Source organism: Cupriavidus sp. C3SS-1, from assembly GCF_057073755.1.
Window position 1 is genome coordinate 2045966 of sequence record NZ_CP172700.1, and the last position, 24060, is coordinate 2070025.

Consider the following 24060-nt stretch of genomic DNA (forward strand, 5'->3'; position numbering starts at 1 on the left):
TTTCGCGGTTTCACAATCCGTCAGTTGGCATGCCAACTGTGCGGCTGGATTCACTCGCAGATTTTAGGAGCAACTATGTCGGCAACCCAACAACTCCCTGATGTCATCCGTGATTTCGAACGCGTCTCCTCGGACATCGTCAAGCAGGCTTCCGAGTACGCGTCTTCGATCTTCGCCGATGTAGCGGGTCGCCGCGGCGGCCTGCACGGGCGGATCGCACCACTGAGCCAAAAAAGCAAGTTCTGCGGTCCGGCTGTCACCGTGGAAGTTCGCCCTGGCGATAACCTTATGATTCACGCCGCCATGGCGCTGGCTCAACCAGGCGACGTCATTCTCGTCGATGGCAAAGGCGACCAAAGCAGCGCGCTGATGGGCGCAATCATGGTGAATCAGTGCATTGCACTCGGTGTCGCGGCCGTTGTCCTGGACGCCGCTGCGCGTGATGCCGAAGAGATCATCGAGACTGGCTTCCCGATGTACTCTGTAGGACTGAATCCCAACGGGCCTACCAAATTCGTACCCGGCCGCGTGAATCATCCGATTCAATGTGGCGGCGTTACGGTGCGCCCGGGCGACCTCGTCATTGGCGATGCAGACGGCGTGGTCGTCATCGAGCGCGAAAAGGCGCCGGCTCTGATTGAGGAGGCTGCAAAGAAGGTAGCGGCGGAGCGTAAACGCATCGAAGGTATCAAGTCTGGCGAAGCACTGCGACCATCCTGGCTGGATGATGCCCTGCGTGCCGCCGGTGTCCTGAAGGCTGGGGAAACGCTGTGAGTGCGCCGGACAAGCCCGTAATCGTTGTGACCGCGGCGAACATTGCGCCACAGGCAGTCGCGCTGCTGTCAGACTTCGAACTGGTCTATGCAGGAAAAGCGGCAACCGAAGAAGAGACCGCAGAACTATGCCGGCGTTACGCGCCTGTGGCGATCATCGTCCGCACAAGCAAGGTCGGCGCCATGGCGCTCGACGCAGCGCCGTCGATTCGCGTCCTGTCAAAGCACGGAAGTGGCATCGACAACATCGACCAGGAAGCTGCGAAGGCGCGTGGCGTCAAAGTCGTGGCCGCGACAGGCGCAAATGCGGCAGCAGTGGCCGAACAAGCGCTGGCGCTAATGCTAGCCTGCGCAAAATCGGTCGTGATCCTAGACCAGCGCACACGTAACGGCCATTGGGACAAATCGACGCATCAAAGCCTCGAACTGAAGGGGCGCACGCTCGGTCTGGTAGGCCTGGGGGCGATCGGCCGACGTTTCGCCCGGATGGCGAATGCCATGGACATGAAGGTCATTGGATATGACCCTTATGCCACCAATCAGCCGGCGAACATCGAGCAGGTCAGCCTCGACACGATCTGGCGAGATTCGGACGTCATATCGTTCCATTGTCCACTGACCACCGAGAATCGAGGACTCCTCAACGCGGATAACCTGGCCAAGTGTAAGGATGGCGTTATCGTCGTCAATACCGCGCGCGGTGGACTCGTTGAAGAAAGCGCGCTTCTGGCAGCGGTTGATGGCGGCAAAGTAGCCGCAGCAGGCCTGGATTCGTTGCAGCAAGAGCCGCCGCCCGCCGATCATCCCTTCTTCAGAAACAGCAAGTTCATCATCAGCCCGCATATCGGCGGCGTAACTAGCGATGCCTTCGTCAACATGGGTGTAGCCGCCGCGACGAACGTGCTGGCCGAACTTGCGAAGCTGCGATAAGGAGCCGACATGAGTGAAGCAGCCAGGCGGTGGCAGCGTAAGCCGGACGGCAGCAATTGGGGAGAGTTTGGAGCGAACGATCAGCGTGGGCGCATGAACCTGGTGGATCGCGCCAAGGTACTGCAAGGCGTCGCAGAGGTGCGCGAGGGCATTACGTTCTGCCTTTCGCTTCCCCTCGATTACCCCGGCGGCCAAACCATGAACGTGCGTCGGCAGCCACCGCGGCGCTTCGCCGTCCTTCGGGATGGAAAGAGCGCCGGGCAGCAGGGTTTCTGCTGGTCGTACCGTTCCGAGGATCCCGATCTGACGGACGTGGTCAATGACGATGTTGTCCTCATGAGCCTGCAGTATTCAACGCAGTGGGACAGCCTTGCACACGTAGGCAGTCATTTCGATGCCGACGGTGACGGCAGCGACGAAGCTGTCTTCTACAACGGCTTTCGGGCAGGCGAGGAAATCAGAGCCGGTGTCGAGACTCAAGCGTCCGAGGCATGGGCAAGATACGAGAACCCGGAAGCCGGAGCGTTGAGTATCGCCGTCCTTGCTGAGCACGGTGCCCAAGGCCGCGGCGTCATGATCGACATCGAGCGCCACATTGGGCGTAAACGACAGGCTGTCGGCTACGACCGGCTCATGCGCATTCTGGAAGCAGATAACGTAACAGTCGAGTCGGGCGATATGGTCTGCCTCCATACCGGGTTCGCCGACACATTGTTATCGATGAACAAGTCGCCCGATCTCAAGGTACTCCACGACTCCGGCACCGGACTGGATGGCTACGACGCGAAGCTGCTCAATTGGATCACCGACTCGCGCCTGGCATGCCTGCTGGCAGACAACCCCGCCGTGGAGCTGGTTGTGCCGAAACCGCTGACGCCTTCCCCCATTCGCGGGCCACGACTGCCGCTGCATGAACATTGCCTGTTCAAGAATGGCATTCACCTCGGCGAGCTGTGGCATTTGACACCATTGGCATATTGGCTGCGCGAGAACAATCGTAGCCGCTTCCTGCTGACCGCCCCACCTCTGCGCCTTCCCGGCGCAGTAGGTTCGCCGGCGACTCCGATCGCGACGGTCTAGTACACAACTACAACTCTCTGGAGACGAGACAATGTTCAAGTCCGTTACCGGCGCCATTGCCGGCCTCACACTGCTGTGCGCCACCGCGTGTGCGAGCGCCGCCTATCCCGATCATCCAATCCGTCTCGTCGTTCCATATCCCGCAGGCGGCGCGGCCGACACGGTCGCCCGCATCGTAGCTGCCCCTCTGGGTACCAAGCTGGGTCAGACCATTGTCGTAGACAACCGCCCCGGTGCAAGCGGTGTGATCGGTGCCGGCGCGGTCGCCAAGGCTGCGCCGGACGGCTACACCCTGCTACTGGATGCTACGGCTCACTCGGTCAACCCTAGTCTGCAACCGAAGCTTCCCTACGATACCGCGAAGGACTTTGCCCCCATCTCCCTGGTGGTACTAGTGCCAAACCTTCTAGTGGTTCCTCCAAACTCTCCGTTCAACTCGCCCAAGGATATCGTGGCGCGCGCAAAGGCTACGCCTGGAAAGCTGACCTATGCGTCCGCGGGCTCCGGCACCGCACAGCATCTGGCCGCAGAGCTGTTCCGTCAGCAGTCCGGACTGAATATGCTTCACGTTCCCTACAAAGGGGGCGCACCAGCGTTGAGTGACTTGATGGGTGGCCAGGTGGACATGATGTTCAGCAACATGGCAGCGTCTTACCCACTGGTCTCAGGCAAGAAGTTGAAGGTGCTGGCGACAACAGGCGCAAAGCGCTCCACCACGTTGCCCAATGTACCAACCATCTCGGAATCCGGACTTCCCGGCTACCAGGTGTATGAGTGGAATGGCTTGTTCGCGCCTGCTGGCACCTCTGCGGAAGTCATAGACAAGATCAACAAGGCAACAATCGAAGTCTTGGCACAACCCGCCATCAAGGAACGGCTCGCGGCAATCGGCGCGGAGGCTTCTGGTGATAAGCCAGAAGAATTTCGAAAGTTCCTTGATGCGGAGCGCGCAAAATGGGCGACAGTCATTAAACAGGGCAATATTCGCCCGGAATGAGGTTGGGTCTGGAGAAACGTACTTCGCGGAGTGTCGATGGCCGCTACGTAGGTCGTTACGGCCATTGGCATCACGTGCCAAACGGGCGAGAAGGGTCGGGTAGCGCCGGCCGGCGCCCTCGCCCTCGGCCGGCTCAAATCGTTAAGGATTGTTCAACGCCTGCTCACACGCGCCACGGCCTCTCACAGCCTTCCAGACGAGGGCAGAATCCCTGACGGCAAGAGTCTTTCCATCGCTATTTCCCCCGCTGTGGAGCGCCCGATCCATCAACCGGCGGCCGCGACCATGGGGGCGAAGAGAGGTCCTTTGCAAAGAAATCGGCGAGCGCAGTGACCTTGGCGGGGCCGGGCTCGTGCCGATGGCGTGACAAAGTACACGCCGCCGCGTGTCAGGCTCCAGCCAGGCAGGATCGCCTCTAGCCGTCCGTCGGCCAGATATTCGCCCGCCATGAATTCCGGCAATTCTGCAACGCCCTGCCCCGCCGGTAGCATGGGGAGCAGCGCTTCCGAGTTGGTCACGCGCAGCATCACCATGACCCGCAGACTCGAAAAGAAGATCGCACTCGTAACCGGTGGCACGAGCGGCATCGGACTGGCCACCGCCAAGCGGTTCGCCGCAGAAGGCGCGCATGTAACTACTGAGCGCGATTAAAAGATATGGCGAACACCTGCCGCAACGCCGATCATGGACGTCTGCCCGTTCGCAGGCGCGTAAGTATTATTGAGCAAGAGGCTCGCGCCATAGCCAGACGCCGCTGATTCGAGCATCGATCCGGCGTTCCGCGCATAGGCCGTGGACACATACAAAGCGGTCCTCTTGCTCAGACTATATTTCGCCATAAAGAACAGTTGCCATGGGTTCGCCACCGTAGCGCTTCCGTACAGATTCCGGACAATCTGATAATCATATTCAAGCGTCAGCTCGACGGCTGGGGTCACCTGATAATTCCCACCCACCCAGTAGTAGTCATCGCGCAAGACTGTAAGGCTGTTCTGATCCCTGCTCTGTCCCCAGCGATACCCACCCATGACCTTGGCCTTGGCATCGAATGTGTAGCTCGCTGCGGCCGCTACCCGCCGGCTGGTACCGCTCCCTTGGGCGATCGACGGGTTGTATTGATCGTAGTCGATGGTGAAGCCGAATGCGCCGGGCGTATAGATCAGTGCCGCGCCATACCCCGTGTCCTTCCTGGCGTGACCCGGAACCTCGCCATTGCCTCCGACCGTCACTTGCTGAGCGAACGGACTGATAGGTGGCAAGGTCATCCCGACACCAAAGGACCAATGCGCAATTGCTGTCACCGGCCCTACTACGGCTGCGTACTGAACGGTATTGTTCTCGCGGAAGTTTGGACCGGCTATCACACCGATCGGCTCATACTGAACCGAATAGGCGGCAGGCATGAAATTGGCCAGCCCGAGAAAGAGCGATGTGTACTGCCGGCCGAATGTCAGTTGGCCAAACTTGTCGCTGCGCAAGCCAACGTACGCCTGTCGGTCGAACAGTGTGTTGTTCAGTTCCAAAGTCCCTGTATCGGCCTGTATGCCGCTTTCCAGGACGAAAAGCGACTTCATCCCCGCCACCAGCTCCTCTTCGCCACGTAAGCCCCAACGGGACCCCGCAAGACCACCACTGTTCATGCGGGTGACGCTGTGCCCCGCGCCGGGGTTGTAGAGATTCGTGGGTAATGGAACAGATCCAACTCTATTGACGTATTCGAGATTCGTGTCAACGACGCCGTACAGCGTAACACTGGACTGTGCGTAGGCAGCGCCGGAAAAAAGTCCGAATGCTGCACAGGTAAGAAGGCGCTCTTTCATGCTGCAATGTCTCCTCGTTGTTGTAGCGGTGGTATTGAATGCAAGTGCGCCCACATCGCTCAGCCGCACACCATCGAACCGCATCAAGGGCGAGCGCCGGATGCGGTTCGCGGATGGAATGCCAGGCACGGCCCCGCTGCTGTTCCCGTAGTGGGCGCGCTATCTGAACCGTGCGGTCAGCTCTGCGGGATGCATTCAGAGAGGTCGCTCTTCCGTGTCCGATGGGTAGGGACCAGCACGATCTCGCCGAGATAAACGCTTTCGTGGAGTTCGCAGTCCCTGTGCGCCATTCCCGCGCTGTGATGGACTTCAACACGATAGCCGCCGCTTTCTGCGGGCAGACCACCAAAACGGAAGTCGCCAAAATCGTCGCTTTCCGTAACGGCAATCTTCTCCTCGCCCTGATAAAGCGACACCTGGGCGCGCGCAACGCATTCGACCTGGCCAGATACCTCGACGCTGACGCTGCCGCCGATGAAGCACGCTTCCCAGCGCTCCAGCCCGCCGTAATAGACTCGCGGCCTGGCGCCCAGCTTAGGCAGCAGTACCTTCAATCCCTCGGTGCGAGCCTTCTGGGCCATGGCGTTGTCGTCGAGCTTCACCGCCTCGAAAACATCGGTGGGGCATGCTTGCTGGCAGCGCGGGCGCTGCCAGCCGCTGTCGAGCAAATGGGCATCGAAAATCCAGGTCTGAGGGACCTGCAACTCCTCGTTCCAGACAATGGCCTTGTAAGGGCACGACCGGACGATGTCCCGGCGGCCCTTGGCTTTGACAGGGTCGATGATGACGATGCCATCCTTGCGCTTGTTGATCGCGTCGCCACCGACCTTCATGCAAGGCGCGTTGTCGCAGTGATTGCACATGACCGGCAGGTAGGTCGTTTGGACCATTGGTGCCTGCCCCTCGACGCGGCGCAGAATGCGGATCGTGCTGTCACCGGATACGGAGGCGGGTGCCGCATATCCGGGAAAGTCGTTACCGACGTGTTCGTCCTTCTCCGCAATGACGCAGTTATAGCAATTCTCGCAGCGGCCGACGTTGATGATGAGATTCCACTTATCCATGAGCAATCTCCGTATCCGCGCGGCTGAGCTTGAATTGCTCGGCGCCCTGCCATTTTTCAATCTGGACCAGGCATGAATTTGGGCTCATGCTGCTCGTGCCCCGCGTCTGAGGGCGGTCGGGCGTGAGGATGTTCATGCATCCGCCGATCTCGACCGTTTCGCCTCCGATGTCGACCATCTGGAACGCGGCGCTGGCCTCATGCGACTTCACCACCCCTGGAACCATCAACGGCGAGATATCGGCCGCACAGATCACCGCGCCGCGGTCGTTATAGACCTTGACCAGATCACGGTGCGCGATCCCGCGTTCCTTCGCATCGACGGCATTGATGCGCACGAGCCAGAAGTCATGGCCGGCGATACGGGCACGGTGGTCTGGCACGTGATTCACGGCGCTGTTCTTGCCATCGCTCGACGTGTGGAAGCTATAGCGCGAGTGCGTGGCGATCATCTGTAGCGGATACTTGCCCGCCAGCGTGGCAGTCCCTAGACCTTCCCATGATGGGATGTAGCGGTTGAGCGCCGGCCGATCGGGATTGTCCGCCGTATGGCGCCTGAGAATCTCGGGAATGAATTCGATCTTGCCACTGGGCGTTTGCACGCCCTTGCCGAATCCCTCCGCAAACTGGCTTGGCAGCGGGTGCGGCTCGGGGAGATCCTTCTGGCGGCCTTCCGCGAACCAGCGCATATCCACCGGCTGGCTGAAATCCGGCCGTTCGGGTGGGACAACGTAGTAACCCTTGCGGCAGAACGCTTTCCACGAAATGTGGTTCGGCAGATCGGAGCCATCGAAAACGCGCTTGACCCAGTCAAGTTCTGAGCCGCCTTCGGTAAACAAGGCGCCCAGACCCAGCCGCTCCAGAATCGCGGTGAATATGTCGTAGTCAGACCGCGACTCACCGAGTGGCTCAATGCACTTGTGCTGCAGCGTTACAACACGATGATTGACGCCGGCAATCCCGTGATGTGCGTACCCCCCCGAATTCGACCATTCGCCGATGTCCCAGCGCTCCAGCGAGCTGCAGGCCGGAAGAATGATGTCCGCGAACCGGGCCTCGCCCTCCATCCAGATCGATTGATTGACGACAAACTCGATGCTGGGATGCCGATAGGCATCGATCCATCGCCCGGACTTGGTGACGGTGCTGAATGCCGAGCCTCCATACCGGTAGATCATGTGAATCGGCGAATAGCCCGGCATCGGATAGGTGAACGGCGCGAATTGCGCCTCCTGCGAAATGCCGTCCCACAGATAGCCGCTGGCGTGCCCGTTGATGATCGCGTCGGGAAGCTGTTGCCGCGGAACCATTTGCTTGACCGGGTTCATCGTCAGGATGTGCGGCATCCGCTGATAGTTGCTGACGGCATTGCCCGTCCACATCAGGTCACCGGAAATCCCGCCATCCGCGTATCCCGGAAAGTAGAAGTGAAGGTCCACTGGGGTGCCGAGCTGAAGGCATCCGAAATTGACCCCCGGCTTGCCCCAACCCTGCATCGCCATCATCATGATCATGCAGCGTGCCCACTGTTGTCCGGTGGCGCCGCGCCCAGCGCCGCCGAACCCCGCGCCTGTCATGCCGGCCGCCAGATAGACCTTCCTGTTGCCCCACTTTCGCGCGAGTGCGCGCACGTCCCTGGCGGCACTCCCGTTTCAGCTTCTTGCCACTCCGGCGTCTTCGGGATGCCGTCGGTTTGCCCGAGCAGATAGGCCTGCCACGCTTCGAAGCCCGTCGTGCGGGCCGCGACGTAATCTTGGTCGTACAAGCCTTCGACTGCCCATACGTACATGATCGCGGTGGCCAGCGCGGCGTCGGTTTGCGGCCGAACCGGAATCCAGCGACCCCCGAGCAACTGAGCCGTCGGATTATTGTGCGGGTCGATATGTATGAACTCGATGCCGAGTTCCTTGGCCCACAGGCGCCGTTGCGTGCCCTCGAAACCGGCATAGGCACCATTGGTGCTTTCGGGATCGCAGGACCAGAACACAATCAAGTCTGCTTCCTTGAGGCAATCCTCGACTCCGCCATAGCCCGCCGGGACGCCGATCCGCATGGAATTTCCAAAATGATGCATCGCCCCCCAGTACCAGCCCTCCCAACTGTCGGGATTGGCGGCGACCCGGGTGAAACCGATCAGGTTGGCGAAGCGCGTCAAGGCGCTGAGGTAATAGCCGACGTTGCCCCACTGATGGTGGGACGACATCGGAAACGTGATGGCACCAGGACCGTGGACGCGTTTCTGCCGGTTGATCTCCTTGGCCACTATGTCCAGGGCCTCATCCCAGGAGATGCGCACGTAACCCGATTTCCCTCGGTTCTGCGGATTGCGGTCGCCATCGGGATCGTAATCGACGCGCTTCATCGGATGAAGAATGCGCTTGTCCGAATAGACGACGGACTTCAGCGTCATGGCGTGAGGCGCCACCAGCGCGCGGCGTTGCGGTCGAAAGGTTTTCCCGCGCGCCTGGAGCTCCCAGCCGTGCGCATCGTCGATGTCGAACTCGATGGGGGTCACGCGCACGATGCGTCCCGCTTTTACGTAGACGAACAGCGGCCCGCCGTTCGTGCAGGTGGCAAACCGTCGCATGCCGTCGGCCATTGCCGTACCCATCTCGACGCCAACCGTCTGGCTGAGGTTCAGCGTTTGCATGAACCAGACCACCAGGGGGTCTGGCCCTTTCGTGATGACCTTGAAGTTTTTCGCGGCGTGGATAATATCGCCCTGATCCGGGTTGGGCATCAGGAATTTCAGTGCCGTCGGCAAGTCCCTGAACAGCAGGCTGACGTCGGCGTCGGCGCTCTTCGCATTCCGCGACCGCAGCTTTCCACCCTTGATTTCGAGGGTGACCCCAATACTGCCATCGAGCAGCCCAATGAAGGCGGTACAGTTTTTCTGCTTCAGGCGCCGGCGGAAGTCCGCGTGCTTCCACGCGGTCAGGTTCAGGACCCGTGGCAAGGCGAACAAGATAGTTCGAAGGACAATCTTTTTCATCGCTGGATCGAGCCTCGGGTCACGCCGGATGAGTGAAGTCGAGCGGGTATGGAAACCGACCTGCCAGGAGATCCCGCACCCGCGCTGCGTCGGCAGCGGCGCATTGAACGAATGCGACGGTACCTTGCCTGATATCCGACCCGACACGTACGCTGGCGGGTACACCGGCCTGCTCCAGTTGTTCGCGGAAGACTTCCTCGACCGCGCGCATGCGCAACGCCGCGCGTGCCACCTTGCCAATGGGAGTCAGCGGCAGCGTCTGCAGAATTTCGATGCGTGCAGGGACAGCAGCGCGCTCCGGTACTAGCGTGCGCGCCGCGGCCAGCAGCTCGTCGGCCGTGAGAACGTGCCCCGGCTTGAGCGTGACATAGGCGACAGGCAATTCACCGGCGTGCACATCCGGCTGGCTGACGGCTGCAACCATCGCCACCGCCGGATGCTGCAGGAGCGCTTCCTCGATCATTGCCGGGTCGATATTGTGGCCGCCTCGAATGATCAGCTCCTTGGCACGGCCCGTCAGGTGCAGGTAACCATCCCTGTCCAGATAACCGAGATCGCCAGTGTTGAGCCAGCCGGGCTTTAGCCAGATGTCGCGGTTATCGTGCTCCCGCAAGTAGCCCGGGAACACATTGGGGCCGTGAATACCAATAACACCCGTTTCCCCCGGCGCGGCCGGCTCACTGGCAAGGTCCGTGCTGCCAGTCTTCCATACTCCGATGGCCTGGTGAGGCAGGCGCAACCCAACGCTGCCAAGTCGGCGCTGGCCCAGAGGCGGATTCAGCGCTGAAACGCAGGCGCCTTCTGTCATCCCGTAGCCCTCGTACAACGGGATGCCGGCGGCTGCTTCAAAGCGCCTTGCCACTTCGGCCGGCAACGACGCCGCACCGCAGAATGCGAAGCGAAGCGAGGAAATATCGGCACCATCGCGAGGCAGGTCGGCGAGCGCGCTATAGATCGTCGGCACACCACTGAAGCTGTTCGCCTTGAATCGTTCGACCAGCTTCCAGAAATTCGGCATCACGCCGTGACCACGATAGCCGGCCGCGGTCAGCATGACGACCTCCCAGCCACGATGGAAGGCGGCCAGGCCGGTGACCATCGCGCCGTTCACGTGGAACAGCGGGAGACCGCACAGGATTGTGTTGGGAGACGGGGTGAGAACGCCCAGCATGGCGGCAACGAACGCCTCGTTGAGATGCGCGTGCGTGGCGACTTTGGGCAGGCCGGTAGTGCCCCCGGTGTGGAAGTACGAACAGATGTCGCTCGGAAAAATGCGTCGCTGGGACAACAGCATGTCTGGAGGCTCCGCGGCCAACGCGTCTTCGAAGCTGACCACCCTCACTTCCACGCGAGCCGGCCGAGACGCAGCCTGGAAGGCCGTTTCCAGGCGCTTGCGCTCGTCGTCGCCAACGTAAGGCGTGGCGCTGACGACGAATAGGGTCTGCACCGCAGGGCAGCGGTCAACCACCGCGACGGCCTTATCCCATAGGGTGCTGTCTTCCATCGGTGCGCAGGCGACCAGCGCCCGGGCCCCGGTCTCCTCGACGATGGCCACAATATGGTCCACCTCGAGCATGGGGTTGATGGGGCTGGCAATACCTGCAGCCTGGGCGCCAAGCAAGGCGAAATGCGTCTGCGGCAGGTTCGGAAGTAGCAGGCTCACGGCAATGCCCGGGGAAATGCCACTACGGTGGAAGGCATTGGCCGCCTGCGTCACGCGCGCCTTGAGCGTGGCGTAGTCGACAGCAAACTCCTGCGCGTGCGGCTCGCCGTTCATCACGAAGCGAAGCGCTGTCCGCGCTGCGTAGCGATCGCAGGCGCGGCACAGGAGTTCGTATGTGTTCTGCGCGGGAACCTTGTCTTCCCACGGTGTGCGCTCAAAGGCGTCGATATCGGCCTGGGTCCGGATTTCGCCGGCCAAGGTCCCGCCCACCGTCGTATCGGGCATGCTTGTCTCCTTGATTGATGGTCTGTTTTGTCAGGATTGCTGTGGCAGCAGGACGGCGCGCCCGGGCTCGCGCCGGGTGACGTGCTGGTATGCCTGTTCAGCCTGCGAAAGCGGGAAGGTTTTTACGCAAAGCGGGCCAAGGGACGTTGCGCATGTGATGAGCGATTTCAATACAGCGTTGCTCGAGCGGAACGTCGTCCACCCATACCGTGCGCCATGCGGAACCAGGGCGCGTTTGGCCCGTTTGCCAGCCATCGAAGCAACGCCTCCCCCGACGAGGCCCAGCCTGTCGAAATTGCCAAGCAACGGATGGACCGTTGTGGCATGGCCCACCGCGTCAGACGAGAGCAGGTGCAGCAGCTCTGCTTCCTCGTCCCAGTTGGCGAAGTTCAGCGTGGCAGCAAAGTGCCGCGGCAAACTGGCGGGCGATTGCGCACGGCGGTCAACCACTTCGGTGGCACCAGCATCCAAACAGGCCTGTAGCCCGTCCTTTGAGCCGACCGCAGTGACATCGGCTCCCAGCAGGTAAAGCAACTTGACAGCAATTTGTCCGAGGCCGCCAGTCGCCCCATGCACAAGTACGGCCCGTCCGTTCACGGTATCACGCGAAATGCCAGCGTCCGCGAATGCTCTGGCCACGGTTTGGAAGTTGTAGGGCAACGTGGCGAGGGCTTCAGCGGGAATCGATCGAGGGCTGTGCGCAACGTGGTCAGGCCGGACGGTTACGTGCGTGGCATGCGTCCCTTCGCTTGACGGCGGCTTGGCCCCGAACACAGGGTCGCCTTCGCGCAAGCCTCTCACGCCAGCCCCCACGGCACAAACAGTCCCGGCAAAATCGTTTCCGAGAACCAGCGGCAGGCGCGTTGCCCCCAATAACGAGAAAATTCTCCTGCCGTAGCCGCTGCGTCGGCGCACATCGATAGGATTCACCGCCGCTGCCTCGACTCTCACCACGATCTCGCCATTGCGCGGTTTCGGGTAAGGCTTTGGACGAACCTCGAGCGCGAAGTCCTCGCCAAATCCATCGATCGCGGCCGCCGCGGCAGTTGGTTCGCCGTATGGGGCGTTCATGCCGACACCACGCGATTGCGCTGCTCGCCCAGCTCGATTGCACCATCGTCGGTGCGTATCGAAGCGGTCATGATGTCGCCCGGCTGCAGGTAGGCGGGGTTCGAGCGGCCCTTCTTGATGAAAAGCTTCCACTTCGTACGCTCGGACAGTACATGGCGGAACATCCACATCGCGAGCTTTCCCGGCGCGCGGGCCGCGCAGCCTGCCGGCGTGCCGGTAGCGATGAGGTCGCCGGGCAGCAGATCATGCAAGGCCGACAGTTCCGTCAGTGTCTGGTGCGGTTTGAATATCATGTCGCCGCAGTAAGTGTCCTGCCGGGGCTGCCCGTTCACGTGGAGCCGCATGCGCAGTTCAGGCCAGCGCGCCCACTCTTCTGCGTTCAGCAGTACCAGGAAGGGACCCACGGGACCAAAGCTGCGATAACTCTTTCCTTTGTAGAACTGAGCCTGCGGCAACTGGACGTCGCGTGCGGAAACGTCATTGACAATCGTTACACCCGCCAGAAACTCGTGAAGCTCGTCCGGCCCGACACGCAGTGCGCCGGCCAGCGGCTTGCGGACAACCAGACCAAGCTCGATCTCGTAGTCGAGCAGGTGCACATGCCCCGGCCGCACCACGTCGGCGTCAGCCGCGGCAAGACAGGATGGAGCCTTGGTGAACAGCGTGTTGAAGCCGATCTTGCCGGGGTCCATGCCAGACTCGCGTACATGACTGGCGTAGTTAATGCCCTGGCACAGGAACTGCCGGTCTGGCGTGACTGGCGGCAGCAGCGTGACGCCATCGAGCGCAAGCGTTGCCTCGCCCGCGGTGCTGCGCCAGGCGGCCTCCAGGCCATTGGTGACGAAGTCGGCAGTACTCGCGCCATCGCAGCGCAACGGTGCGATGCGGCGGTCGTGGACCACGCCCCAGTGCGGCTCGCCGGCATGGATATATCGGACGACCTTGACAGCCATTTGTTCTCCTTGATGTGTGGGTTCTTGCAGGACCGCGATAGCGCATTCACAGCCAGGGTCTGGCAGGGCTCATGGCGCGGCCAAGCAATTTCAGGCGCTCCAGGGACAGCCGTCCGGTCCGCAGCAATCCAGCCACACGGAGCACCGTGTCGAAATTGCGCTTGACGCCCATGCTTGCCGGCACGTCGTCGCCCCAGGCCCAGATGCCGGCCATGTCGAGGGGGACGTAATGTGTTTCATGGTCCGCGGTGAAGACATCGCCGTCGGTGTAGTGCTCGAATTCCATGCCGTCCGGATCGAACCAGTAATCGAAGAGTTGGCTTCCGAGGACGTGCCGTCCGATGCCCCACATATGCCGGTGGCCGTTCGCACGCAGCACGTTGTGGCCCTGTCCGAGCGCATCGAGGTCGAGCACCTCGTACGCACTGTGCTCATACTTTTCCTCAATGCCTCCCGCGAGCACGAAGGAGTGATGGTCCGCGGGCGTGCTTCCCAGATCCAGGCGAAAGAAGCAGAGGTTCGGCGACCCGTCCTCTAGATACTGAACATCGGTCGGGATCAGGCCGAGATGCCGCATGTACCAGTGCGCCATGCCGGCAAAGTCAACGGTCTGCAGCACGACGTGGCCGAGCTTCACCACGGCTGCGGGCTCCAGCGGCGGCCGCACCATAGCGTTCACCCTGCGGAGCTGGGCGGGATCATTGGTGAGAACGTGTGTCGGCTCCCGCAATGGCAGCCGATTGAGCGGTTGCTGACCCGTGACCAGCCATAGAAGATTCCCCGCCGGGTCGGTCAACTCGACGCCAGCGCCGCCTCCCGGAATGGCGCCGGGCGGCAGTCGGCGGGCATTCGCCTCGGCCTCAAGACGAACCAGGTCGGCCTCGCTGCGAACGGTAAACGCGGCGCCGACATAACGCGAGCGCTTGCCTTTCTGTATCAACAGCAGGCATGGCTGCGGCCCAGCGCCGCGCATCAGCAACTGCTTGTCCGTGCGCGACACGCTACACATGCCGAAATCCGTCAGGAAGGTCTCCGCAGCACGCAAATCATGTTTTTCAAAGATGAGAAAAGCAAGCGCCTGGGCTCTCACCACGGCTTCTGGCCGTGGGAGTTTCTGGACCGAGGGAGGCAGTGCACTTTCTGGAAATGCCGGGGGCGTGCGCAGCACGCTGCGAGGCTGGCGGGTCATGTCGTCTCCTTGAAGTGGCCGGGCACGCTCTGCAGCGACGCCCGTTCTTTTTATGACATTATCGTCATCCTGACTTCTAAGTCAATATGAAAGTAGAGATCGGGATGTGGGATTTGCGGGCGCGCCGCCTGAGTGAATCTGGGCGCGCCGTATGGTGCTCTCCCGACTGGATACTGTCGCGACCGGACTCCCGCAGGCCGCAAATGCATAGCAAACTCCTTCGTTTGGCGGCCAACGCCGCCTTGCACCGCTAGCGCCGATTGCATCATTCGCCATGGCCGGCATGCAGGCTCGGCCTGGCGTCCGCCCGCGCCAGACCTTCTGTGAGCCTCTGGAACTCGGCCGAATCGCGCAGCGCCTCGCGGCCCGCTTTCACCAGTTGATGCGCTTGTCCCGGCAGGATCGTCAGCGCCGTGGGTACTTGAAGCAGTGCCTGACGGACTCCCGAGTCCTTCACGTCGCGCAGGCTGACACTGATCACATGAATTTCTGCGTCCGGTGCAAACGGGCTATCTTTCGTGCCCCGCACTTCGGTCAACTCCTTGGCCCAGCGGCGGGCGTTGTCATCCATGGCCGCGATGGTTTCACCGGTTGCGCGGGAGCCGGCGCCGAAAATCAAAGCATCCAGCACCTGGGGCGTCACGGGCACCCGGTCGCTACGGTCAATGCGCTCGGCGGTGTCCCGTTCTGAATTCACGCTGATCAGTACGATCTTGTGTACGGAGCCAGCAGGAAGGTTTCCGAAACTCGCGTCGAGCGAGCCGCGCGCAGCAGTACGGTCCAGCAGGCCACGCACGCCGAGGTTGTCCACCAAGCCTCCGTCCACAAGATGCAGGTACGGCCTGTTTTCAGCATCGAGATAGCTTTGTGCATTGGCATGCAGCATCCTCGCCTGCAAATTGCGGTCGCTGCGTACCGTATCCGCGAGTTGGGCCGCCTGGGGACAGGCGCCGGCATAGTTGTGCAGCGTCACCGGACTGAGCAGAATCGGAACCGATGACGACGCGGCGACTGCGAATGACAGGGGCACGCTGCTCAGGTCTGAGCAGATCAGGGCAAACTGCTCGGGGGTGAACTCGAACGCCGCGCCGGTGGTAAGGTCGGTCGCGGTTACGAGCAGATGCGGCCCCCGGCTTCGGCCGCGCAGGTCGCCGAAGGTCTTGCCCCGGTAAAGCGCGTCAAGCTTTTCCTGCAGGACATTGGTGCGGCCGAACCATGGCGAGGTCATCCTGTACAGCGTGCCGGGCGCCAACACATGGCTGACGAGGCCGCCCTGGAAGTCCGCCAGCAGGAATTCAGGCTCGAAACGTGTCAGGGTCTCGTCGCCAAACGCGGCGAAATAGGTAGCCAGTACACTGCCGCCGGACACGCCGCTGACAAGGCCGACCTCATCCAGCAGCGTCGTGCTGCGCCCTTCCCACTCGAAACGTGTGGCTTTCATTTCCTCCAGAACGCCGAGGCCGAACGCCGCTGCACGCGCACCGCCGCCGGACAGCGTAACGGCTGCGATGATGCTCGGCGGCCGCGACGGTTCCGGCACCTGGACCGGGGTCGTCGACGGAAGCGGGGAATCCGCCGAAATCGGCTCGTTGATCCACGGCCGCGCGGTCGAGCACGCCGCCAAAGCGGCGGCTGCGAACAATAACGTCAGGCGCCGGGCCATGCCGGCGGCTTTCTGTGCCAGCGCACCCGCGGGATTCGATGTCGTCGCGGCGCAAGCGACGTTCACGTTGTCTGCGCGCATTACGACGCCAGCCATGCGCCCAACCCGCGCAGGCTGTCCTCATTCAATTCGCCGGCTGCGGCTTCCAGCCGCAGGCGACCCATCAGATAGTCGACGCGTGCCTGGATCAAGTCCAGCTCCGCCCTGTACATGCGCTGCTGCGCGTCCAGGACATCGAGTTGCGTACGCGTCCCCACGTCGCGTCCGAGCGTGGTCGACTCGAGCGCGCTGCGCGCAGAGACAAGCGCCTGATCGAGCGCGGCGATGCGAGACACCCCCGTCTTGACCGCGAGGAATCCGTCCTGCACCTGCAATCGCACGTCGCGTCGCGCGGCGGCAAGTTCCTGCTCGGCCTGGCGCCGCCTGGCGGCAGCCTCCCGCTCTCGCGAGTCGATGCCACCGCCCGCGTAGATCGGAATATTGAGCTGGAGTCCGACCAGCGCCGTGCGGTTGCCCTGTCGCGCCACCAGTGGCGACAGGTTGCCGTTCTGGTCCTCGGTGCCATAGCCGGCCACCAGGTTCAGCGTGGGCCGGCTTGCAAGCCGGAACTTGTCGATCTCCGCCCCGGCAATCTCAAGCTCGGACTGCCTGGTCTTGACCAGGGTGTTGCGATCCTCTCCCTTCGTCTGCCAGGCAGTCAGATCGTCGGGCAGCGGAGGCTGCGCGGCAAAGGTCGGCGCCAGCGCCGACAGACGCTCGGGTGCGACGCCGATCGTCTCGCGATAGCGCGTGCGCCGCAGTTCAAGCGACGACCTGGCCGACACTTCCCGCGCTTCGACGCCGTCGAGCCGCGCCTGTGCCTCCTGGAGGTCCGTAATCTTGCCCTGCCCCACGTCGAAGCGCGCTTTGGCACGGTCACGCTGCTGGCCCAACGCGCGTTTCTCGGCCTCCACGACGCGCAGCGTTTCTTCGGCGACGATGACCCCGAAATAGGCATCTGCCACCCGCAGTGCGAGATCTTCGCGGGAGTGATCGAACTGCGTTTTCGCGAGTTCGGACTGCTCGCGCCATTGGCGCCGGGTGGCGCCCGCGGCCTTGTCGTAGAGCGGTTGCACGAGTTGTACTGAAGCTTGCCGCACCGTACCGTTGGTGTTGGATGGCGCCAGACCAGACAGCGGTGGCGGGAGTTCAGCGGTGGAGCGGTTGTTGATCCGCGACACGCCAGCCTGCAGGTCGATGCGCGGACGCAGCAATGCGTTACCCTGTACCGCCTTTTCGCGGCCCGCGGTCAGCGCTTCATCGGCGGCCAGCGTTGCCGGATCGTTACGTAGCGCCTGCGAATAGGCCTCAATCAGGTCCATTGCGCCGGCCTGTCCGGCACCGGCCGCCAAAAGCAGGGCGAACGCCGCCTGCGCCGCCCGTCGGGCGGTGTTTGAATTGATCATCATTGGGATAACTCTTTGTCTTGAATGCCTGTCAGTGCGTGTCAGTACGTTGGGCGCGGTAACAGGCGGCGTACAGTGCGGGCAGGAACACCAGTGTCAGCAGCGTTGCAACGGCCAGGCCACCCATGATTGCCCATGCCATCGGGCCCCAGAACACCGAGTGGGTCAACGGCACCATGCCAAGGATGGCGGCCAGCGCGGTGAGAACGATCGGCCGCAGTCGACGTACGGCGGATTCAACGATGGCCGTCCACAGCGGCACGCCCGCTGCCACGTCCTGGTCGATCTGCACCACGAGAAACACTGAGTTGCGGATGATCATGCCCGCCAGCGCAATCACCCCCAGCATCGCCACGAAGCCGAAAGGGATGTGGAAGGCCGCCATGATCGCGCTCACGCCGATCAGGCCCAGTGGCGCGGTCAGCAGCACCAGCCCCATCTTCTTCATGTCCTGCAGTTGAATCATCAGGAGCAGGAGCACGACGATGACGGTCACGGGCATCACCGCAAAGACGGACTTTTGCGCCTTGGCACTCGATTCGGTCGCGCCACCAACGTCGATGCCATAACCCATCGGCAGACCCTTGGTCAGCGCCTCGATCTTCGGCATCACCGCCCGCGTAACGTCCGGCGCCTGCGCACCCGAGACGTCGGCGCGCACGGTCAGCGTCGGGATGCGGTTGCGCCGCCAGAGCTCGCTGTCCTCGCTCTCCAGCGAAAGCCGCGCGACCTGCGAAACCGGCACGAACTTGCCGTCGCGCAGATAGATCTTTGCGTCCTTGAGGTTGTTCAGGTCGGTGCGTTCCGCTTCAACAAGGCGAGCGACCACGTCCAGTCCCTGGTCCCCTTCGCGGTACTGGGTGACCGGCGTGCCGGACAGGGAAGCTTGCAGTGCCTCCTTGATCTGGCCGGAACTGACCCCGAGCACGCGTGCCTTGTCCTGGTCGACATCGACCTGCATGCGCTTGACCCGTTCGCCCCAGTCGGCATTGACGCGGCGCAGATTCGGGTTGTCACGCATGATGGCTGCCACGCGCTCGCCGATCTCCCGGACCTTGGCGTTGTCGCTGCCGTAGACGCGGAACTGGACGGGATAACCGACGGGCGGACCGTTCTCAAGCCGCAGCACCCGGCCGCGCACGTTTGCAAAGCGCTCGTCGAACAGCTTGTCGATCTTTGCCATGACACGCTCGCGTGCCTCGCCGCCCTTGGTCATGATCATCAGCTCGCCCAGGTTCAGATTGGGCGTCTGTACATCCAGCGGCAGGTAGAACCGGGGCGCGCCATTGCCGACGAAACTCGTGACCGCTTCGATGTCCGTGTCGCGCTTGAGCAGACGCTCCAGGTCACGGACTTCGCGCTCGCTGGCGTCAAACGTCGAAGCCTTGGGCATCCACAGATCCACGATCAGCTCGGGCCGGTCCGATGCCGGGAAGAACTGCTGTGGTATGAACTTGAACAGCGCCAGCGAGCCGGCGAATACCGCGAACGTAATGGCGATCACCCAGCGACGCTGGACCAGGCAGAAGTTGATGAAATGCCGGAACTTGACGTAGAACCCGCGCTGGTACACCGCGTCTTCGTCATGGGAAGCGTGCGCTTCCTGCTTGAGCAGCTTGAAGCCGATATATGGCGTGAACAGAACCGCCACCACCCACGACAGCAACAACGAGATGCCCACCACCTGAAACAGCGAAAAGACGTACTCACCGGTTCCTGACTTGGCGAAGCCGACCGGCAGAAAGCCTGCTGCAGTGATCAGCGTGCCTGTCAACATTGGGAATGCGGTCGCCGTGTAAGCATAGGTGGCCGCGCGAAACTTATCCCAGCCCTGTTCAAGCTTCAGGGCCATCATCTCGACGGCGATGATCGCATCGTCGACCAACAGGCCCAGCGCAATGATCAGCGCGCCAAGCGAAATCCGCTGCAGGTCAATGCCAAGCACATACATCGCGAGAAAGGTCATGGCCAGCACCAGCGGGATGCTCATTGCAACCACCAGCCCGCTTCGCACGCCCAGCGAAAAGAAGCTGACGGCCAGCACGATCACTACCGCCTCTGCCAGGCTCTTCTTGAACTCGAAGACCGAGTGCTCGACCACGCGTGGCTGGTCGCTGACGGCATGAATCTCCACGCCGACCGGCAGTTCGGCGCGGATGCGCCGCACGGTTTCGTCCAGTTGCTGGCCGAGGTGGATCACATCGCCACCCTTGCGCATGCTCACCGCCAGGCCCATCGTCTCGGAGCCGTTGAAACGCATGCGTTGTGCTGCCGGCTCGATAAAGCCTCGGTGGACATCGGCAATGTCGCCAAGCCGGAACGTCCTGCCGCCGGCATGGATGCCAATCGCGCGGATGTTCTCGACCGAATCAAACTCTCCGCCCACTGTCAGGCGCACCTGCTCGCTCGTGCTCTGTACCGTGCCCGCAGCGGTCACTGCGTTGGTCTGGGCCAGCGTTGAGGCGATGAGGGCGGGATCCAGGCCCAGCGACGCCAGTTTGGCGGTGGACATCTCCACGTAGATCTTCTCTTCCTGCTTGCCAATCAGATCCACCTTGTTGACATCGGACACGCGCAGAAACTCGTTGCGCGCGGCGTCGGCAAAGCGGCGCAGGTCCTCATAGCTGAAGCCGTCCCCGGTCAACGCATACATGTTGCCGAAGGTATCGCCAAACTCGTCGTTAAAGAAAGGGCCTTGCGTGCCCTGGGGCAGTGTCTGGCGGATATCGCCCAGCTTCTTGCGTACCTGATACCAGACGTCAGGAACCGCTTTGGGCGGCACGTTTTCGCGCAAGTTGACTTTGATCTGGGTCTCGCCCGGCTTCACATAGCTGGACGTGTAATCGATCTCGGCAACTTCCTGCAGCTTGCGCTCGATCTTGTCGGTGACCTGGTCGGCCATTTGCTGCGCCGAACTGCCGGGCCAGTACGCCTGCACCACCATGGTCTTGATGGTGAACTCAGGGTCCTCCTTCTGGCCCAGGCTGCTGTATGCCAGGATACCGGTCACCGACAGGAGCAACAGCAGGAATGCGATCATCTGCTGGTGCTTGAGTGCCCATTCGGAGAGATTGATGCCTTTCATTTTTCGCTCCCTGCCTGGGTCGCGGAAGCGGTAGCGTTGGTGGCCTCGATGACTTTGACGCGTTGGCCGGCCTTGAGCATATGGACGCCCGCCGTCACCACGGTTTCCCCTCCGAACAGGCCGGCGGTTACCAGCACGGTGTCCTTCTGCGCGCTGCCAAGCCGCACATCCCGCGCCTGGACACGCGAACTCTTGGGGGGCACGATCCACACCTGGCGGCTGCCGTCGCGGTCCACGATCGCGGTCAGGGGCAGCCGGATCGCGCGGTTTCCGTCCACGTCGGGCGCGAACACTGACGCCGTCATGCCGAGGCGCAGCAGCGTCTCGTCGGGATCCTGAATCGAAATGCGCGCGGAATAGGTGCGCGTCACGCTATCGGTATCCGGGGCGAGCTCACGCAGCGTGCCGGTCCAGGCCTTGTCCGGATGGGCCCAGACGGAGACCTGCAGGGACTTGGCCTTGCGCAGTTCCTCGACGCGGGACTCGGGAATGCTGATCGCCACCTCGCGCTCACCGTCCGCGGCCACTGTGACGACGGACTGCCCAGGCGACACGACCTGGCCGGCCTCCGCGCCGATGGCGCTGACGACACCATCGCGATCCGCCACGAGCGTGGTGAATCCCTCCTGGTTGGCATTCAGCTTCTGGCGCGCCAGTGCGGAGCGCAATTGCGCTTCGGACTGGTCCAGCGCGAGCCGCTGCTGGTCCAGCTCCGCTTGCGACGCGAAATTGCGCGCCAGTAGTTGCTCGATCCGCTTTACGTCCACACGTGCCTGCGCGACGCGGCTGCGCGCCGCATCGACATCGGCGGCGGCGGCTGTCACCTGCAAGGCCTCCTGCGTCGGATCCAGCCGCAGCAATACCTGTCCGCGCTTGACATGGGCACCCACGTCGACCAGCCGCGCGACGATCTTGCCCCCGGTACGGAAGCTCAGCCGGCTCTCGTACCGGGCGCGAATTTCACCTGAATAGCTTGCGCCGACAGTACCAGGGGTCTGGCCGGCAATGATCGTGCGCACCGGACGCACTTCCTCATGCTGAGGGGGCTCAGCCCGGGAACAGGCGGCGACCGCGCAGACCGCGATCAATGTAAGGGCTAGGGTTTTACGATTTCGGGTCAATTTCTGCCTTCCTTTCAGATCCGCTGCAGGGCGGCCGTTGTGCGGTCCTGGCCGCCGGGCGCCAATCCGCCAAAAGTGCGTCGAGCCGCATGCAGTCCAGCTCGCATGACGCGATAGTTCACTCGCTCCGGGACGGGGGCCTCGGTATCGACGGATCGAACTATATATCATCTTTTACGATTTGTCAGGATGACGTTTAGTGTATTATGTAAAGGTCAGAAACACGCCGGCGCCGGCGGAAGGCGGAATGATGAGCAATGGTGCGGTGGGCACAGCGGAAGTGCGGGGATGGCCGACGTAATTTGCCGACACGCGGCAATTACCCTGCCGACACGGCCGGCGGCCCATGTCAGTCATGCGTCACCCGTCGCGTAGCAGGACGGGCGACATGGCACTTAACATTTTTTCATAATGACGATAATTACATCATGACAAAACCGGCTATCTCGCTGAAGGCCGAGGCGGAGCAATGGGAAAATCACCCGAATGATCGGTCTGGTATGGCAAGTCCGCTGCCGCAAATGGCAAACCACCGCCAGCGTGTCGGCGCGGAGCGTCGCGAGCGCATGCGTTGGCGGCTTCTGAACAGTGCGCTGAAGCTGGTCGCGAGCAAGGGCCACGCCGCCATGTCGGTCGACGACGTGATTCGTGAGGCGGGCGTGTCCCGGGGAACGTTCTACAAGTACTTCCCGTCGCCAGATGCCCTGATCCGGGAACTGGCGACCGAGATCGCCAACCAGATCGTACGCACCGTCGATCCGCTGGTGCGCGGCATTGACGATCCGGCTCGGCTGGTCGCGCGCGGCATTCGGCTCGCGTCGCGGCTTGCCTTGCACTACTCAGCGGTCGCCGACTTTCTCGCGCATGTGGGATGGCCGGGCGAACACGGACCGAATGTGCTGGAGTTCGTGCGCACCGACATCGAGGAAGGCTTCCGGCAAGGGCGCTTCACGCGCATGCCGATGGCCATCGCGCTCAACATCGTCGTGGGGGCTGTGCTGGGCACGATCCAGCGGATGCAGGAAACGGACAGCCGGGAAGATTATTCGGAGCAAGCTGCCGCCATGGCGCTGCGAGCGCTGGGGATCGACGCGCATAGCGCCGACGAGATCGCGAGGACGCTGCCCGATGCCGACGAGGCTCAGCTTGTCGGCGCCCTGGCCGCTACCCTCGGTATCGTGGCAGGATGAACTGGGCGCTGGACGACCCCAACCGTATCCGCGGGTTACGCGGAGTCACCGTGTGCGGACTCGGCTCGTGCCTGCGTCTTGGCCAGCATCGATTCGGGCGGGGCCGTCAGCTTCGGGATGGGTGCTTCCGTCAAGGCGTGCGCCATGGCCGCGCCGATGCCGAGTCCACGCAGCATGGCTTCGACAATGGTTTCCGGATACCGCTTCGCCGTGCGACTGTTGGTCATCCGATGCACGGCAATGAGGCAGGTACCCGCGACCAGATCGACCGCCGCGTCGATCGGCATGGGGCTGAAAGAACCCCGCTTCTGGCCTTCCTTGAGGTCCGGTGGCAGGTAGTCGAACATGGCACTGCCCTTGCCTGCCAGGCTGAGGCCGGCGCTGCAAAGAAAGCGGGCAACGACAGGATAGGACCGCACCAGATGCAGGTACGATCGGACGCCGCTGGCAACGCGCAGCGCCGGGTCTTCGATACCACCCACGGCGCTTTCGATCAGCACAAGCATCTCGTTGCTCAATGCCTCGCTGACCCCCACCAGCAATTCCTCGTTGGTGCGGAAATAATTGTAGAAGGAGCCTTTCGAGACCTCCGCCGCGGCGACCACTTCCGGAATGACGCTGGCCCCGAGACCCTTCTGCGCGAATACGATCATCGCGCTTTCCAGAAGCCTTCTGCGCATGCGCGCGCGGCGTTCGGCGGCGACGCGGGGACGGTGATCTGTGGGGGAGACAGCGGCAGG

The 24060-nt window shown here is 62.4% G+C and carries 16 protein-coding genes and 3 pseudogenes; 6 read left to right on the forward strand and 13 right to left on the reverse strand.

The features are described from left to right. Positions 1–75: 75 nt before the first annotated feature. Genes ACIGJC_RS25425 through ACIGJC_RS25440 form a run of 4 tightly spaced genes read left to right on the forward strand, consistent with a single transcriptional unit; the run spans position 76 to position 3780 of the window. The gene (locus tag ACIGJC_RS25425; RefSeq protein ID WP_276102716.1) at positions 76–774 is read left to right on the forward strand and encodes an RraA family protein; all 699 of its coding nucleotides are present in this window, start codon (positions 76–78) and stop codon (positions 772–774) included. Next, positions 771–1703, forward strand: a complete 933-nt coding sequence (locus ACIGJC_RS25430; RefSeq protein ID WP_483712155.1) for an NAD(P)-dependent oxidoreductase — start codon at positions 771–773, stop codon at positions 1701–1703. Before ACIGJC_RS25425 ends, ACIGJC_RS25430 begins: the two co-directional genes overlap by 4 nt. Positions 1704–1712: 9 nt before the next feature. Beyond that, a complete protein-coding gene (locus tag ACIGJC_RS25435) occupies positions 1713–2783 on the forward strand; it encodes a cyclase family protein (protein WP_483712156.1) in 1071 nt (356 codons plus the stop codon). Between the two features lie 31 nt (positions 2784–2814). Further along, the gene (locus ACIGJC_RS25440; RefSeq protein ID WP_483712157.1) at positions 2815–3780 is read left to right on the forward strand and encodes a tripartite tricarboxylate transporter substrate binding protein; all 966 of its coding nucleotides are present in this window, start codon (positions 2815–2817) and stop codon (positions 3778–3780) included. A gap of 235 nt (positions 3781–4015) precedes the next feature. Here the strand turns inward: ACIGJC_RS25440 and ACIGJC_RS25445 are convergent. Next, a pseudogene (locus tag ACIGJC_RS25445) lies at positions 4016–4304 on the reverse strand (LysR substrate-binding domain-containing protein); the annotation flags it as partial. A gap of 7 nt (positions 4305–4311) precedes the next feature. On the opposite strand from ACIGJC_RS25445, the pseudogene ACIGJC_RS25450 reads away from it, so the two are divergent. Then, positions 4312–4413 (forward strand): annotated as a pseudogene (locus tag ACIGJC_RS25450) (SDR family NAD(P)-dependent oxidoreductase); the annotation flags it as partial. Positions 4414–4427: 14 nt separating this feature from the next. Here ACIGJC_RS25450 and ACIGJC_RS25455 read toward each other — a convergent pair. The 11 genes and pseudogenes from ACIGJC_RS25455 to ACIGJC_RS25505 form a co-directional block, all read right to left on the reverse strand. Next, on the reverse strand, positions 4428–5600 hold the full coding sequence (locus ACIGJC_RS25455) for a porin (RefSeq protein ID WP_483712158.1): 1173 nt from the start codon (positions 5598–5600) through the stop codon (positions 4428–4430). A gap of 176 nt (positions 5601–5776) precedes the next feature. Then, positions 5777–6664: a 4Fe-4S dicluster domain-containing protein gene (locus ACIGJC_RS25460; protein WP_483712159.1), complete on the reverse strand. Its 888-nt coding sequence runs from the start codon at positions 6662–6664 to the stop codon at positions 5777–5779. Further along, positions 6657–9655: pseudogene (locus ACIGJC_RS25465) on the reverse strand (molybdopterin-dependent oxidoreductase). Before ACIGJC_RS25465 ends, ACIGJC_RS25460 begins: the two are co-directional and overlap by 8 nt. A gap of 19 nt (positions 9656–9674) precedes the next feature. Next, on the reverse strand, positions 9675–11603 hold the full coding sequence (locus tag ACIGJC_RS25470) for an acyl-CoA synthetase (RefSeq protein ID WP_483712160.1): 1929 nt from the start codon (positions 11601–11603) through the stop codon (positions 9675–9677). Between the two features lie 30 nt (positions 11604–11633). Further along, positions 11634–12674 (reverse strand): alcohol dehydrogenase catalytic domain-containing protein, encoded by a 1041-nt coding sequence (locus ACIGJC_RS25475; RefSeq protein WP_483712161.1) that lies wholly within the window; start codon positions 12672–12674, stop codon positions 11634–11636. Next, positions 12671–13627, reverse strand: a complete 957-nt coding sequence (locus ACIGJC_RS25480; RefSeq protein WP_483712162.1) for a fumarylacetoacetate hydrolase family protein — start codon at positions 13625–13627, stop codon at positions 12671–12673. The genes ACIGJC_RS25475 and ACIGJC_RS25480 overlap by 4 nt, the downstream gene beginning before the upstream one ends. Before the next feature lie 46 nt (positions 13628–13673). Beyond that, a complete protein-coding gene (locus ACIGJC_RS25485; RefSeq protein WP_483712163.1) occupies positions 13674–14816 on the reverse strand; it encodes a VOC family protein in 1143 nt (380 codons plus the stop codon). A 265-nt stretch (positions 14817–15081) separates the two neighbouring features. Further along, on the reverse strand, positions 15082–16560 hold the full coding sequence (locus tag ACIGJC_RS25490; protein ID WP_483712164.1) for a patatin-like phospholipase family protein: 1479 nt from the start codon (positions 16558–16560) through the stop codon (positions 15082–15084). Beyond that, positions 16560–17927: a TolC family outer membrane protein gene (locus ACIGJC_RS25495; RefSeq protein ID WP_483712165.1), complete on the reverse strand. Its 1368-nt coding sequence runs from the start codon at positions 17925–17927 to the stop codon at positions 16560–16562. The genes ACIGJC_RS25490 and ACIGJC_RS25495 overlap by 1 nt, the downstream gene beginning before the upstream one ends. Positions 17928–17955: 28 nt before the next feature. After that, positions 17956–21009, reverse strand: coding sequence for an efflux RND transporter permease subunit (locus ACIGJC_RS25500; RefSeq protein WP_483712166.1), 3054 nt, complete (start codon positions 21007–21009; stop codon positions 17956–17958). Next, complete coding sequence (locus tag ACIGJC_RS25505) at positions 21006–22028, reverse strand: efflux RND transporter periplasmic adaptor subunit (protein ID WP_483712167.1); 1023 nt, start codon at positions 22026–22028, stop codon at positions 21006–21008. Before ACIGJC_RS25505 ends, ACIGJC_RS25500 begins: the two co-directional genes overlap by 4 nt. A gap of 530 nt (positions 22029–22558) precedes the next feature. Between ACIGJC_RS25505 and ACIGJC_RS25510 the strand changes: the two genes are divergently transcribed. Further along, on the forward strand, positions 22559–23320 hold the full coding sequence (locus ACIGJC_RS25510; protein ID WP_483712168.1) for a TetR/AcrR family transcriptional regulator: 762 nt from the start codon (positions 22559–22561) through the stop codon (positions 23318–23320). A gap of 35 nt (positions 23321–23355) precedes the next feature. On the opposite strand, the gene ACIGJC_RS25515 is transcribed toward ACIGJC_RS25510, so the two are convergent. Beyond that, entirely contained in the window at positions 23356–23973 is a 618-nt protein-coding gene (locus ACIGJC_RS25515; protein ID WP_483712169.1) for a TetR/AcrR family transcriptional regulator, read from the reverse strand. Positions 23974–24060: the final 87 nt, after the last annotated feature.

Excerpts from the sequence above, each read along its gene's own strand:
- ACIGJC_RS25425 (WP_276102716.1), top strand. The coding sequence starts at position 76 with ATGTCGGCAACCCAACAACTCCCTGATGTCATCCGTGATTTCGAACGC.
- ACIGJC_RS25435 (WP_483712156.1), top strand. The coding sequence starts at position 1,713 with ATGAGTGAAGCAGCCAGGCGGTGGCAGCGTAAGCCGGACGGCAGCAAT.
- ACIGJC_RS25510 (WP_483712168.1), top strand. The coding sequence starts at position 22,559 with ATGACAAAACCGGCTATCTCGCTGAAGGCCGAGGCGGAGCAATGGGAA.
- ACIGJC_RS25455 (WP_483712158.1), bottom strand. The coding sequence starts at position 5,600 with ATGAAAGAGCGCCTTCTTACCTGTGCAGCATTCGGACTTTTTTCCGGC.
- ACIGJC_RS25470 (WP_483712160.1), bottom strand. The coding sequence starts at position 11,603 with ATGCCCGATACGACGGTGGGCGGGACCTTGGCCGGCGAAATCCGGACC.
- ACIGJC_RS25475 (WP_483712161.1), bottom strand. The coding sequence starts at position 12,674 with ATGAACGCCCCATACGGCGAACCAACTGCCGCGGCGGCCGCGATCGAT.
- ACIGJC_RS25490 (WP_483712164.1), bottom strand. The coding sequence starts at position 16,560 with ATGCGCGCAGACAACGTGAACGTCGCTTGCGCCGCGACGACATCGAAT.
- ACIGJC_RS25500 (WP_483712166.1), bottom strand. The coding sequence starts at position 21,009 with ATGAAAGGCATCAATCTCTCCGAATGGGCACTCAAGCACCAGCAGATG.
- ACIGJC_RS25485 (WP_483712163.1), bottom strand. The coding sequence starts at position 14,816 with ATGACCCGCCAGCCTCGCAGCGTGCTGCGCACGCCCCCGGCATTTCCA.
- ACIGJC_RS25495 (WP_483712165.1), bottom strand. The coding sequence starts at position 17,927 with ATGATGATCAATTCAAACACCGCCCGACGGGCGGCGCAGGCGGCGTTC.
- ACIGJC_RS25460 (WP_483712159.1), bottom strand. The coding sequence starts at position 6,664 with ATGGATAAGTGGAATCTCATCATCAACGTCGGCCGCTGCGAGAATTGC.
- ACIGJC_RS25440 (WP_483712157.1), top strand. The coding sequence starts at position 2,815 with ATGTTCAAGTCCGTTACCGGCGCCATTGCCGGCCTCACACTGCTGTGC.
- ACIGJC_RS25480 (WP_483712162.1), bottom strand. The coding sequence starts at position 13,627 with ATGGCTGTCAAGGTCGTCCGATATATCCATGCCGGCGAGCCGCACTGG.
- ACIGJC_RS25515 (WP_483712169.1), bottom strand. The coding sequence starts at position 23,973 with ATGATCGTATTCGCGCAGAAGGGTCTCGGGGCCAGCGTCATTCCGGAA.